11 protein-coding genes are annotated in these 13,764 nt (G+C 30.6%); 5 read left to right on the forward strand and 6 right to left on the reverse strand.

Annotation, left to right across the window (positions count from 1 at the left end):
- Positions 1 to 73: 73 nt before the first annotated feature.
- The gene (locus tag KV700_RS02845; RefSeq protein WP_166387111.1) at positions 74 to 712 is read left to right on the forward strand and encodes a DUF937 domain-containing protein; all 639 of its coding nucleotides are present in this window, start codon (positions 74 to 76) and stop codon (positions 710 to 712) included.
- A gap of 58 nt (positions 713 to 770) precedes the next feature.
- Here the strand turns inward: KV700_RS02845 and bshA are convergent, their stop codons facing one another.
- From bshA to KV700_RS02860, 3 genes are all read right to left on the reverse strand, one after another.
- Positions 771 to 1,907, reverse strand: a complete 1,137-nt coding sequence (gene bshA / locus KV700_RS02850; RefSeq protein WP_166387109.1) for an N-acetyl-alpha-D-glucosaminyl L-malate synthase BshA — start codon at positions 1,905 to 1,907, stop codon at positions 771 to 773.
- Positions 1,908 to 2,084: 177 nt separating this feature from the next.
- Complete coding sequence (locus KV700_RS02855; RefSeq protein WP_166387107.1) at positions 2,085 to 2,930, reverse strand: transketolase; 846 nt, start codon at positions 2,928 to 2,930, stop codon at positions 2,085 to 2,087.
- A gap of 127 nt (positions 2,931 to 3,057) precedes the next feature.
- Positions 3,058 to 4,242 carry an asparagine synthetase B gene (locus tag KV700_RS02860; RefSeq protein WP_218599806.1) on the reverse strand — a complete coding sequence of 395 codons (1,185 nt, stop codon included), beginning with the start codon at positions 4,240 to 4,242 and terminating at the stop codon, positions 3,058 to 3,060.
- A 169-nt stretch (positions 4,243 to 4,411) separates the two neighbouring features.
- Here KV700_RS02860 and KV700_RS02865 point away from each other — a divergent pair, with 169 nt between their 5' ends.
- Positions 4,412 to 5,380, forward strand: a complete 969-nt coding sequence (locus KV700_RS02865; protein WP_218599062.1) for a Gfo/Idh/MocA family protein — start codon at positions 4,412 to 4,414, stop codon at positions 5,378 to 5,380.
- A gap of 60 nt (positions 5,381 to 5,440) precedes the next feature.
- On the opposite strand, the gene dnaB is transcribed toward KV700_RS02865, so the two are convergent.
- The gene (gene dnaB / locus KV700_RS02870; RefSeq protein ID WP_218599064.1) at positions 5,441 to 6,958 is read right to left on the reverse strand and encodes a replicative DNA helicase; all 1,518 of its coding nucleotides are present in this window, start codon (positions 6,956 to 6,958) and stop codon (positions 5,441 to 5,443) included.
- Positions 6,959 to 7,173: 215 nt separating this feature from the next.
- Here dnaB and KV700_RS02875 point away from each other — a divergent pair, with 215 nt between their 5' ends.
- The 3 genes from KV700_RS02875 (at position 7,174) to KV700_RS02885 (ending at position 12,606) form a co-directional block, all read left to right on the forward strand.
- Positions 7,174 to 8,250: a DUF3810 domain-containing protein gene (locus tag KV700_RS02875; protein ID WP_218599067.1), complete on the forward strand. Its 1,077-nt coding sequence runs from the start codon at positions 7,174 to 7,176 to the stop codon at positions 8,248 to 8,250.
- A gap of 96 nt (positions 8,251 to 8,346) precedes the next feature.
- Positions 8,347 to 11,298, forward strand: a complete 2,952-nt coding sequence (locus tag KV700_RS02880; protein WP_218599068.1) for an amidohydrolase family protein — start codon at positions 8,347 to 8,349, stop codon at positions 11,296 to 11,298.
- A 12-nt stretch (positions 11,299 to 11,310) separates the two neighbouring features.
- Entirely contained in the window at positions 11,311 to 12,606 is a 1,296-nt protein-coding gene (locus tag KV700_RS02885) for an amidohydrolase family protein (protein ID WP_218599069.1), read from the forward strand.
- 257 nt (positions 12,607 to 12,863) lie between these two features.
- Here the strand turns inward: KV700_RS02885 and KV700_RS02890 are convergent, their stop codons facing one another.
- Positions 12,864 to 13,055, reverse strand: coding sequence for a cold-shock protein (locus KV700_RS02890; protein WP_068448022.1), 192 nt, complete (start codon positions 13,053 to 13,055; stop codon positions 12,864 to 12,866).
- A 154-nt stretch (positions 13,056 to 13,209) separates the two neighbouring features.
- Complete coding sequence (locus KV700_RS02895) at positions 13,210 to 13,476, reverse strand: hypothetical protein (RefSeq protein ID WP_218599071.1); 267 nt, start codon at positions 13,474 to 13,476, stop codon at positions 13,210 to 13,212.
- Positions 13,477 to 13,764 lie beyond the last annotated feature (288 nt).

Raw genomic sequence — 13,764 nt, forward strand, 5'->3', positions numbered from 1 at the left:
CATATGTGACTTTATTCGTATATTGTGTCATAATTTTTAGAAAACATACATATTAATTATTAAAAACATAAAAATGGCAGGTATATTAGACTTATTAAGTAGTGATTTAGGAAAACAAATAATTTCAGGAGTTTCTGGATCTACAGGAAATGACACCAGTAAAACAAGTAGTGTTTTAACAATGGCTTTACCTGTTTTAATGAAAGCTATGGAAAGAAATGCGGCTACGCCAGAAGGTGCTGCAGGAATAATGGGTGCTTTATCTGGTAAACATGATGGTAGTATTTTAGATAATCTTGGAGGCTTATTTAACGGAGGTGTAGATGAAAGCGTTAAACAAGATGGAGCAGGAATTCTTGGTCATATTTTAGGAAACAAACAACAAGGTGTTGAGCAGGTTATTGGTCAGAAATCTGGTTTAGACGCTGGTTCTGTAGCTAATATTTTAAAAGTAGCGGCACCTATATTAATGGGCGTTTTAGCAAAACAATCTAAAGAAAACAACGTGACAGATTCTTCTGGATTAGGTAGTTTATTAGGCGGAATGTTAGGAGGAAATGATACTGCAAATGAACAAAGTTTCTTAGAAAAAATACTAGATGCAGATGGTGATGGTAGTATTATTGATGATGTTGCAGGAATGGTTTTAGGAGGTGATAAAAAAAGTTCTGGTGGAATTGGTAGTTTATTAGGTGGTCTTTTTGGAAAATAAGATTTCTTAATAATAGGTATAAAAAAAGCTCAAACAATTGTTTGAGCTTTTTTTATATTTAAATAATTTTACAATTATAACAAGATTTATAAATTTCTTCATAAACTGGTAATATATTTTCTAATGAAAATTGCTTGGTATGTTTTTTAGCATTTTCTTTAAACCTTTGTAAAGTAGCATCATCTTTTACAATTGATATTGCATTTTTTGCCATATCTGCTATATCTCCCAAATTGCTTAAATAACCTGTTTCTCCTTGAATATTTACTTCTGGTAAACCACCTGTATTAGTAGATATTACAGCAGTACCTGCAGCCATTGCTTCTAAAGCTGCTAAACCAAAACTTTCTGTTTGCGATGGCAATAGAAAAACATCTGTGTAACATAATATTTTAGCTACTTCTGTACTATTTCCTAAAAAGAAAACATCTTCCGTTAGTTTTAATTCTTTTACTAATTTCTCTGCTTTTGCTCTTTCTGGTCCTTCACCAATCATTAAAAGTTTAGACGGAATTTCTTTTCTTACTTCACTAAAAATTTTAACGACGTCTTCTACTCTCTTTACCGGTCTAAAATTACTTACGTGTGTAAAAATTCTTTCATTAGGTTTTGCTAATGCTATTCTTTTACACTCTTCTTTATTTGCATCATTATATTTCTCAACATCAATAAAATTATAAATTACCTTAATGTCTTTTGTAATATTGAACAACTTATTGGTTGTTTCTTTTAAATTATTAGAAACTGCAGTAACAACATCAGAATTATTGATGCTAAATTCTACTGCTGTTTTATAGGTAGGATGGCTCCCTACCAAAGTTATATCTGTTCCGTGTAAAGTAGTAACAACTCTAACATCTAACCCTTTTTCTTTTAACATTTGTTTTGCCATATAGGCTGCATACGCATGCGGTATCGCATAATGTACATGTAAAACTTCTAAATCATGCTTTTTAACTACTTCTACCATTTTACTAGACAGTGCTAACTCATATGGTTGGTATTCAAAAAGAGGATATTCTTCTATTACAACTTGATGAAAATGTAAATTATGAGATAAAAAATCTAACCGAACAGGTTGATTATAGGTAATAAAATGTACTTCATGACCTTTGTTTGCCAAAGCCATTCCTAATTCTGTAGCTACTACTCCACTTCCCCCAAATGTTGGGTAACAAACAATTCCTATTTTCATATAATTTTTTGAAATATTAGATGCCTTATATTTAAAGATTCATAAATATGATTCTTTAGTTGTAAATATACTTCTATTCTTACAGTTGAAATCTAAATAAAAACATAAAAAAAGCTTTTCAATTAGATCGAAAAGCCTTTTTAATATATTAATTTTAGAATCTAAAGACGCTATTTTTTAGTAATCTCCTAAAGTTGCTGGGTTTTGAGCCAATGCATTTTCTAACTGCTCATCACTTGGTGCTTTACCATGCCAAGCATGTGTGTGCATCATAAAATCTACACCATTACCCATTTCTGTATGTAATAAAATACAAACTGGTTTTCCTTTTCCTGTTAATGCTTTTGCTGCTGCTAAACCGGCTAATATTGCATCAATATCATTTCCTTTTTCTACATCTAAAACATCCCAACCAAAAGCTTCAAATTTAGCTCTGATGCTTCCCATAGGTAAAACTTCGTCTGTAGAACCATCAATTTGTTTACCGTTTAAATCGATTGTTGCAATGATGTTATCTACTTTTTTTGCTGATGCATACATAATTGCTTCCCAGTTCTGACCTTCTTGCAATTCACCATCACCATGTAATGTATAAACAATTTTATCGTCTCCGTTTAATTTTTTAGCTTGCGCAGCTCCTAAACCATTAGACATTCCTTGCCCTAAAGAACCAGATGCTATTCTAATACCCGGTAAGCCCTCATGTGTAGTTGGGTGTCCTTGTAAACGAGAGTTTAACAATCTAAAAGTTGATAATTCTTCTACTGGAAAAAAACCACTGTGCGCCAAAACACTATAAAAAACTGGAGAAATATGTCCGTTAGAAAGGAAGAATAAATCTTCATTCTTTCCGTCCATTGTAAAATCTGTAGAATAGTCCATTACTTCTTGATATAAGCATGTAATAAATTCTGCACATCCTAAAGATCCTCCTGGGTGACCAGAATTTACTTTATGAACCATACGTAATATATCTCTACGAACTTGTTGCGTAAAATCTTGTAATTGTTGTGTTGTTGGCATTTTGTTGTTTTAATTTGTACAAAAGTAATTTTTTTAACAGCAACTAACAAGATTAATTGTAAGCAAAATAGCTTTATCAATAATTAAAATGATATTTCTAAAAAAAGTGAATTCTAAAAGTCAAAAGCTAGGTTTTTTGTTTCTTTTTCTTTGCTGCAGGAAACAATACATTATTTAAAATTAAACGATAACCAGGTGATGTTGGATGTAAATCTAATGCTGTTTTTGGATCGTTAATTCTATGCGAATAATCTTCGGGGTCATGTCCTCCATAAAAAGTAAACATTCCTTTTCCTTTTGTTCCATGAATATAACGTGCTTCACCATTGGTTTTATTTTCACCCAAAACCAATACATTTGTTTTAATTGTATTTCTATTAAAAGAAGTAGTTTGCCCCATAAATCCTTTTACTAAAACAGTATGATTTTGTGTTAACATAGTTGGCACTGGATCCCACTTTGCAGAAAATTCACCTAAAGAAAAATAGTCTGATGTTTTTGGTATTTTGCGCTTACTGGTCATATCTATGGTAGAAAACTCATAGGTTGTAGGATTTTTAATCAATTGAAAGTCCTTAAAAGCAAAGGTTTTATTATAATTTATTTTAGATTGATAATTTAATTCAGATGCATCACCATCAAACATTGCCTCAACAATATCTACACCTTCGGCAGATAAAGCAATATCAAAACTATCGGTTGCAGAACACATAGCAAACATAAAGCCTCCTCCAATTACGTAATCTCTTATTTTTTTGGCAACGGCTAGTTTTTCTTCAGAAACCTTAGAAAAACCTAATTCAGATGCTTGCTTTTCTGCTCTTAATTTTCCTTCTACATACCAAGGTGCCGTTTTAAAAGATCCGTAAAACTTACCATATTGTCCGGTAAAATCTTCATGGTGTAAATGCAACCATTCATATAATAGTAGTTTGTCTTCTAAAACTTCTTGGTCGTAAATAACATCAAACGGAATCTCAGCATAAGACAAAACCAAGGTTACAGCATCATCCCAAGGCATTTTATCTTTTGGCGAATACACCGCTATTTTTGGTGCTTTTTCTAAAGTTACTGCATCCTGATTAGAAGATGGTGATGAAATTTCTTGTAAAATTAATTGCGCTTTTGCATCAGAAATTATTTGGTAAGAAACACCACGTATTTTACATTCATTTTCTGCTATTTTATTGTTTTCTATTAAAAAAGCACCTCCATCATAATTTAATAACCATTTCGATTTTAAGCCTGCCTCTAATGAAAAATAGACAATTCCATAAGCTTTTAAATGGTTTCCTTGGTTATCATAACTCATTGGTACATAAATAAATGATGCCAAAATAGAGTTTGAGATTAATAGAAATATAAGTATAAATAGGTGTTTTTTCATCAATAATAATATATTCTAAATATTAGAAGTGATAAATATACTAAGTTTATATCTTTGTTTCTGTGATATTTGATTAATCTTAAAAATTATAAAAATGCATAGTATTAATTGGGGAATTATTGGTTGTGGTGATGTTACTGAAGTAAAAAGTGGACCTGCTTTTCAGAAGGTTAAAAACTCTAAACTTATTGCAGTAATGAGAAGAAATGGTGCTAAAGCAGAAGATTTTGCTAAAAGACATCATGTTCCTTTTTGGTATGATTCTATAGATAAGTTATTACAAAACCCTGAAATAAATGCAATTTATATAGCGACTCCTCCATCAACTCATTTAGAAATAGCAAAAAAATACTTGAAAGCAGAAAAATTAGTTTATTTAGAAAAACCAATTACTTTAAATTTTGATGAAGCTAAAGAATTAGAAACATTTATTACCAAAAAAAATATGTTGGTAGTTGCTCATTATAGACGAGAATTAGACGCTTTTAAAAAGGTAAAAGAGTTAATTGATGCTCATGAAATAGGTAAAATACTTTTTGCTGATATTCAAATCTATCAACCTAAAATAAACAATATTATAGCTAAAACAGAAACGAATTGGAGGTTGAATCCTGTAGTTTCTGGTGGTGGATATTTTCATGATATTGCGCCCCATCAAATAGATTTAATGCTTTATTATTTTGGTGAATTTAAAAATGCTAGAGGTTTTTCTACATCTTTCAAAAATAACGGGGTTGAAGACATTGTTAACGGAATTATAGAGTTTAAAAACGGAATACAATTTAGAGGAATTTGGAATTTTAATGCCTCTGAAAAAGATGTTAAAGATGAATGCGTTATTTATGGTGAAAAAGGAACTATTATATTTTCTTTTTATGGAGGACAAGTAGTTTTGAAAACCAATGAAAATGAAGAAACTTTTGAATTCTTAACCCCTTTACACGTACAACAACCTATGATTGAAAAAACTGTAAATTACTTTTTAAATACAGGTAAAAACCCTTGTGCTATTGAAGATGGAGTACCTGTTATGCAAATTATAGATTTGTTTACCAAAAAATAAAAAAACACAATTACCTTAAAGCAATTGTGTTTTTTTATAATTTTATATTTTTTTTAAGGCTTAAAACGGAACATCATCATCACTTCCAAAAGCATCTTTAGGATCCACTCCTCCTTGTCCTGCAAAAGGATCTTCTGGGAAATCTGCATTCATAGATGATTGAAATTCAGAACTAAATCCTTCTTCTAAATCAGAGAATTTTGCTAAGTGACCGGTAAATTTCAAACGAATATTTTCTAAACCACCATTTCTGTGTTTTGCAACAATAAATTCTCCTTGTCCCTCACATGGTGAATGATCATCATCATCCCATTCTGTCATTCCGTAGTATTCTGGACGGAAAATAAACGATACAATATCTGCATCTTGCTCAATTGCTCCAGATTCACGTAAATCAGACAATAAAGGTCTTTTAGATCCTCCACGCGTCTCAACCGCACGAGATAACTGAGAAAGTGCAATTACTGGCACTTCTAATTCTTTTGCTAAAGCTTTTAAGTTTCTAGAAATCATAGAGATTTCTTGTTCACGATTTCCGTTAGATTTTCCACCGGCAGTCATTAATTGTAAATAATCAATTACAATAATTTTAACACCGTGTTGCGACACCAATCTTCGTGCTTTTGCACGTAAATCAAATACAGAAAGAGACGGTGTGTCATCAATAAAAATAGGCGCATCAGATAAACGTTTTACTTTTACGTTTAGTTGTTCCCATTCGTGTGGTTCTAAATTTCCTTTTCTTAATTTTTCTGAAGTTAAACCTGTTTCCGAAGAAATCATACGCGTAATTAACTGAACAGAAGACATCTCTAAAGAAAACACAGCAACACCATGACCAAAATCAATTGCCATATTTTTTGCCATAGAAATTACAAATGCTGTTTTTCCCATACCAGGACGTGCAGCAATAATCACTAAATCCGATGGTTGCCAACCAGAAGTTAACGCATCTAATTTTGTAAAACCAGTTGCCAAACCAGACATACCTTCTTGGTTACCAATTTCTTGAATCTTAGCTAAGGCTTGTTTTACTAAAGATCCTGCATCTTCAGAACTCTTTTTTAAGTTTCCTTGGGTAACTTCAAAAAGTTTTGCCTCTGCATCGTCTAATAAATCAAAGACATCGGTACTTTCATCATACGCATTTTCTATAATTTCACTAGAAATTGAAATTAATCTACGTTGAATAAATTTTTGAAGAATAATTCTTGCATGGAACTCAATGTGTGCTGATGATGCTACTTTTTGAGTTAAACGAATTAAAAAGAAATCTCCACCAACAAATTCTAGTTTACCATTCTTTTTTAACAAGTTAGATACTGTTAAAAGGTCAATTGGTTCAGAATTTTGAAATAACTCATAAATAGCCGCATACACTTCTTGATGTTTTTGATCATAAAAAGCATCTGAACTTAAGACGTCTATAACGTCATCAATTCCTTTTTTATCAATCATCATTGCCCCCAACACAGCTTCCTCTAACTCCAACGCCTGTGGAGGAATCTTGCCTTTTTCAAGACTAATTAATCTTGATTTATCTATCTTTTTTCCCGTAACAGGAGTCGTTTTTTCCATTACTACAAAGGTACTTTTTTAGGTTGAAATTAATTTCTAAAAGTTCATTTTAATTTGTAAACATTTATTGTAAACAAAAATGTTATTATCTTGTTAATAACCAGCCAACTTCTAAAATGAAATGTTATTTTTACAAACAAAGTTGGATATTTAAAAACTGTTATATCCTCTTTTGTGAATATACATAAACGCTTATTTATATAAAAATAGTATCCTTGAAGATCAATAAAAAACATGTATTACTAACATTTTTACTTCCTGTACAAATAGTATTAATTCAATTGGCTGCAGAAAACCCTGCGTTTATAGAAAAATATTATTCAAATGGAATCTATCCTCCTATTGCATCCTTTTTTAGAATTATTTTTGGTTGGATTCCTTTTTCTGTCGGTGATGTATTATTGGCGTTCGGGCTCTTTATTTTTATTCGTTTTATATGTAGGTTGATAAAAAATAGATTCAGAGATTTTATTCCTAAAATTATTCATTTTACTGCCATTTTATCAGTTATTTATTTTTGTTTTTATCTCTTTTGGGGCTTAAATTATTACAGAGAACCTTTGGCTAAAAACTTACAGTATCAACAAAAAAAATACACTACAGAGCAACTTCAAAAAGTAACAGCACATGTAATTGAAAAGCTAAATGAATATCAATTTAAAATTACAAAAAGCGATACTTTAAAGGTAGAAAATCCGTATTCCCAAAAAGAAATGTACACAATGGCTATTTCTGGTTATGAAAATTTATCTAAAGACTTACCGCAGTTAAAATATCAATATAAATCTGTAAAAAGTTCTTTAATGAGTTTGCTACAATCTTACAACGGAACCGCAGGATACTTGAATCCTTTAACAGGAGAAGCTCAGGTAAACAACAAACTTCCTAAAACAAGTTACCCAACAACTACGTGTCATGAAATGGCACATCAAATTGGTTTTGCTGCAGAAAATGAAGCTAATTTTGTTGGTTTTTTGGCGGCTAATTATAATAACGATCTTTACTTTAAATACGCCAGTTATAGAATGGCTTTTGGCTATTGTATTTCTGAACTGAGAAAACGCGACCAAAATTTATCCAAAGTACTTTGGAAAACTGTCAACAAAGGAATTATTAAAGATTTTAATGCCAGTTATACCTTTTGGCAGCAATATAAAAATCCCTTTGAACCGCTTGTTAAAAAAGGATACAATGCTTATTTAAAAGCCAACAAACAAGATAAAGGTGTACAATCTTACAATTATGTGGTAGATTTATTTATTTCTTATTTTGACAAAGTAAACCCTGTTTAATTTTCTTAAAATTATGTTAAAATAACTGCTTTTAACATTTTCTAAAATGCTTCTAATTATTTTAGAAACTTAATTCATTTACAAAACCAAACCTATATGAGAAAAGTACTCTTATTTTTCTCCTTATTTGTGGCTTTTTCTATGCACTCGCAAGAATATTTCCCTACAGATAGCGGAGTAAAAACTACTGAAAACACCACTTTTGCATTTACAAATGCAACTATTTATGTAACGCATAATAAGATTGTAAAAAAAGGAACTTTACTAATTAAAGATGGTAAAGTTGTTAGCGTTGGTAAATCTGTTAAAATTCCGAATGGAATAAAAACCATCGATTTAGAAGGTAAAACGATGTATCCTTCATTTATTGATATTTATTCAGATTTTGGAATCGCGAAACCAAAAAGTCAACCCAGGTCTAGAACAACACAATACGAGCCAACAAGAGAAGGTTATTATTGGAATGATCATATTAGACCAGAAACTAACCCAATCAATAATTTTAAATTTGATGACAAAAAAGCGAAAAGTTTAATTGATGCCGGTTTTGGAATTGTAAACACCCATTCTAATGACGGAATTGTACAAGGAAATGGTTTATTAATTGCTCTAAACACAAATACTTCTGATGCTTACCGAATTTTAAATACAAAATCTGCACAGTATTTATCTTTTCATAAAAGTGCAAAATCTACGCAAGCGTATCCTAGTTCTAGAATGGGTGCAATGGCATTAATTCGTCAGGTTTTTAATGATGCCGATTGGTATGCAAAAGGCAATATGAAAAATAAAGATTTGTCTTTAGAAGCTTTTAATAACAATAAAAATTTACTTCAAATATTTGAAACTTCAACTGTTTTAGATGCCTTAAGAGCAGATAAAGTTGGAGACGAATTTGGTGTGCAATATACAATTGTTGGTAGTGGAGAAGAATTTGAAAGAATTAATGATGTAAAAGCAACAAATGCAAACTTTATAATTCCTATTAATTTTAGTGATGCTTATGATGTTTCAGATCCTTTATTGGCACAACATATTTCTTTAAGAGACATGCGTAAATGGAATCAAGCTCCTTCTAATTTAAGTGTACTTTCTAAAAATGGAATCAACTTTGCATTGACAACCCACACTTTAAAATCTGTAAATTCATTTCATAAAAACTTACAGAAAGCAATAAAATATGGCTTTGATAAAGAAAAAGCTTTAGCTGCACTAACTACAATTCCTGCAACTATTATTGGAAACACCACAATAGGAAACTTAAATACAGGAAGCTACGCAAACTTTATTATTACATCTGGCGATATTTTTGATGCTAAAACTACCATTTATGAAAACTGGGTTCAGGGAGCTAAAAATGTAGTTCATAACATGGATATTAAAGATATTACAGGAGATTATATGTTGTCTGTAAATAACAAAAACTACAATTTATCAATTACAGGTAAAGGCGCTAAACAAACAGGAACGATTAAGGTTGGTGATAAAAAAATAAAGTCTAAATTTTCTTATACTGATGATTGGATTTCTATCACCTTAAACGAAGACAATCATTTTACTAGAATGCTAGGTAAAATTGTAAATGCTTCTAACGTTATGCAAGGTGATGCTTTTGATACCGAAGGAAATAAAACTTATTGGTCTGCTAGTAAAAAAGTTCAAAAAAGTGAAGTATCAAAAAAAGAAATCAAAAAAGAAGATAACACAATTACAGTAGTTCCTGTAAGTTATCCAAATATTGGTTTTGGAAATTATGTTCAGCCTAAAACAGAAACAATTCTAGTTAAAAATGTTACTGTTTGGACCAGTGAAAAAGAAGGAATTTTAGAAAATACAGATGTACTTTTAAAAGATGGTAAAATCGAAAAAATTGGTTCTAATTTAAGTGCAAGAGGCGCAACAGAAATTGATGGAACAGGCAAGCATTTAACTGCTGGTATTGTAGATGAACATTCTCATATTGCTGCTTCTGCTGTAAATGAAGGTGCTCAAAATTCTTCTGCAGAAGTTACTATGGAAGATGTTATTGATCCTAACGATATTAATATTTATAGAAATATTTCTGGAGGAACCACAACTTCTCAAATTCTACACGGTTCTGCCAATCCTATTGGTGGTCGTTCTGCAATTATCAAACTAAAATGGGGAGAAAATGCAAATGAGATGATTTATAAAAACTCTCCTAAATTTATAAAGTTTGCTTTAGGTGAAAATGTAAAACAATCTCGTTATACAAACGGAACACGTTTTCCGCAAACAAGAATGGGTGTAGAACAAGTTTTTACAGATTATTTTACAAGAGCTCATGAATATGACGCTATAAAGAAAAGTGGAAAACCATATAGAATAGATGCAGAAATGGAAACTTTGGTTGAAATTTTACACGGAGAACGTCATATTTCTTGTCACTCTTATGTACAATCTGAAATCAATATGTTAATGAATGTTGCCGATAAAATGGGCTTCAAAATAAATACATTTACACATATTTTAGAAGGTTATAAAGTTGCTGATAAAATGAAAGATCGCAATATTGGTGCTTCTACATTTTCAGATTGGTGGGCATATAAATACGAAGTAAACGACGCGATACCTTACAATGCCGCAATTATGCATGATGCAGGTCTTACGGTTGCTATAAATTCAGACGACAGAGAAATGTCTCGAAGACTAAATCAAGAAGCTGCTAAAACAGTAAAATATGGCGGAATGACAGAATTAGAAGCTTGGAATATGGTTACTATTAACCCGGCAAAATTATTACATATAGATGAACGTGTTGGTAGTATTAAAGTAGGTAAAGATGCCGATGTTGTTTTATGGAGCCATCACCCAATGTCTATTTATGCTAAAGTTGAAAAAACTATTATAGAAGGAAAAGTCTTTTTTGATAGAACTGAAGACATCAAAAAACGTGAAGCTATAAAGCAAGAAAAAAGCAAATTAATTAACATGATGTTGCAGGAAAAAATGGGAGGAGCAAAAACTCAAATTCCAACAAAAAGAAAAGATAGAAATTTTCACTGTGATACATTAGAAGAAATATAAAGCTAAATAATGATGAAAAAAATAATATATAATTTGCTATTTTTCTTCTTAGTAGGAAATAGCATCGCGCAACAAACGCCCGCAGACAAACAAACTACAGATTATTCTATAGAAGGTGCTACAGCACATTTAGGAAATGGAAAAATTATAGAAAATTCTTTGGTAATGTTTGGCAATGGGAAAATTGTATTTGTTGGAAATGCAAATGCAAAAATTGCTCGAAGAGGAAACATCATTAATGCCAAAGGGAAACATGTATATCCTGGCTTTATTGCTACAAATGCCTCTATAGGTTTGGTAGAAATAGATGCTGTAAAAGCAAGTGATGATGAAGATGAAATTGGAGCAAATAACCCACATATTAGAAGTTTAGTTGCTTATAATGCAGAAAGTAAAGTGGTAGAATCTATGCGGCCTAATGGTGTTTTAATGGCACAAATTACACCTAGAGGTGGTATCATTTCGGGTACTTCATCTGTGGTACAATTAGATGCTTGGAACTGGGAAGATGCAAGTATAAAAACAGATGATGCAATTCACATTAATTGGCCAAGTAGTTTTACAAGCGGTAGATGGTGGTTAGGAGAAGATCCTGCTTTAAAGCCAGATAAAGAGTATGTTAAAAAGATAAACGACATTCAATCTTATTTTAAAAATGCTAAATCTTATTTAGCTAGTAATAACGATAAAACACATTTACCTTATGAAGCTACTAAAGGTTTATTTAATGGAAATCAAAAATTGTTTATTCATGTAAACGGACAAAAAGAAATTACAGATGCAATTACAATTATTAAAGAATTAGGAATAGAAAACATTGTAATTGTTCATGGTGATGAAGCTGATAAAGTAGCAGATTTATTAGTTAAAAATAACATAGCAGTTGTTTTAGAAAGACCACATAGAAATCCAGAAAATGAGGACGATGCTTACGATTATACGTACACAATTGCAAAAGTTTTAACAGACAAAGGTGTTGTTGTTGCACTTGGTATGGAAGGTCAAATGGAAAGAATGAATACTAGAAACCTTCCGTTTTATGCGGGTACATTTGCTGCATTCGGATTAGATAAAGAAGTAGCCTTGCAATTATTAACTTCTAATTCTGCTAAAATTTTAGGAATAGATGATATGGTTGGAACCTTAGAAGTTGGTAAAGATGCTACCTTGTTTGTCTCTGAAGGTGATGCTTTAGATATGAGAACTAATATTTTAACAGATGCGTTTATACAAGGTAGAAAAATTAGCCTAGAAACACATCAAACAAAACTTTGGAAACGCTATTCTAATAAATACAAAACTAAATAAACTATAAAAAAGGTTGTCTAAAAAAGAAGGCTTTTGTCAATCTGAATTTATTTCAGATTCTTATAAAGATTAAATTGCAGTAATTTGAAATACTGAAACAAGTTCAATATGGCAAGATTTAACTATTTACAGACAACCTTCTTTTAATTCTTTTTTCAAGCTTAGATAATTTAAGACTAAGCTATTCTATAAAATAGTAATAAAAAAAAAGCCCATCAATTAATTGATGGGCTTTTATAAAACTTTAAGTATATTTCTTAGATAACTTTTACGTTAACCGCGTTTAAACCTTTGTTTCCTTCTTGTAAATCGAATTCAACTTCGTCACCTTCTCTAATTTCATCAATTAAACCAGAAACGTGTACAAAATGATCTTTGCTTACTCCTTCTTCAGTAATAAAACCAAATCCTTTTGTGTCGTTGAAAAACTTTACTGTACCTTTACTCATAATAATGTTGTTAAATTTATAATACTAATTATATTGCAAAGATGGTTCCATTTTTCTAATATACAAGCATTTAATTGTTTTCTTTTCTGTTTTTTATTAGATTTTTTATTCTTTAGAATAAAAAACGACTTATAGTCGGTTTAAAAAACCAATTTTACCTACTTACTTCTTCAAAATAAATTTCTAAAAAAGCATCTATTCTATCCTTTAATGTACTGATAGACAAGTCTTCATTTTTAAATACAGTTACATTTTCTTCAACTCTATTTCTACTTATACTTTCTTGTACTTCTACAACACGAACACCATTAATGTTTTCTAACAAATTTTTTAATGCAATATCTAATGTAGTATCACTTAAATAGATTTTTAAGGTTTGTTCTTTGGGAGAGTTTCTAATTTCTGTTCTAAATGCCAACATAATTGTATAAATTTAAAAGGTTCATAAATAATGTTACATTAAAGTAACTCTTCTAAGTTACTGATTTTGGTGCATACTTCCTAAATAATTACTAAAAGAGTATAAAAAAAGTCCTACCGAAGAGGACTAAAGATTTTCATCTACGGCATATAGCCTTATTGTGGTAAGATTAAACTAAATCTAATTGGATTTACGGAAAACAGTAATTTTAAAATAAAATTTTATTGTAATTTTATAACAAAAGATTTTTCAGTGAAATTTTAATAAAAGCTATAAAACAACGAACCC

This window comes from Polaribacter sp. NJDZ03, from assembly GCF_019263805.1.
In the GTDB taxonomy this organism is placed as follows: domain Bacteria; phylum Bacteroidota; class Bacteroidia; order Flavobacteriales; family Flavobacteriaceae; genus Polaribacter.

Bases quoted from the DNA above. Each gene is read 5' to 3' on its own strand.
- KV700_RS02855 (WP_166387107.1), bottom strand. From the start codon at position 2,930: ATGCCAACAACACAACAATTACAAGATTTTACGCAACAAGTTCGTAGA.
- KV700_RS02860 (WP_218599806.1), bottom strand. From the start codon at position 4,242: ATGAGTTATGATAACCAAGGAAACCATTTAAAAGCTTATGGAATTGTC.
- KV700_RS02880 (WP_218599068.1), top strand. From the start codon at position 8,347: ATGAGAAAAGTACTCTTATTTTTCTCCTTATTTGTGGCTTTTTCTATG.
- dnaB (WP_218599064.1), bottom strand. From the start codon at position 6,958: ATGGAAAAAACGACTCCTGTTACGGGAAAAAAGATAGATAAATCAAGA.
- KV700_RS02885 (WP_218599069.1), top strand. From the start codon at position 11,311: ATGAAAAAAATAATATATAATTTGCTATTTTTCTTCTTAGTAGGAAAT.
- KV700_RS02865 (WP_218599062.1), top strand. From the start codon at position 4,412: ATGCATAGTATTAATTGGGGAATTATTGGTTGTGGTGATGTTACTGAA.
- KV700_RS02845 (WP_166387111.1), top strand. From the start codon at position 74: ATGGCAGGTATATTAGACTTATTAAGTAGTGATTTAGGAAAACAAATA.
- KV700_RS02895 (WP_218599071.1), bottom strand. From the start codon at position 13,476: ATGTTGGCATTTAGAACAGAAATTAGAAACTCTCCCAAAGAACAAACC.
- bshA (WP_166387109.1), bottom strand. From the start codon at position 1,907: ATGAAAATAGGAATTGTTTGTTACCCAACATTTGGGGGAAGTGGAGTA.
- KV700_RS02890 (WP_068448022.1), bottom strand. From the start codon at position 13,055: ATGAGTAAAGGTACAGTAAAGTTTTTCAACGACACAAAAGGATTTGGT.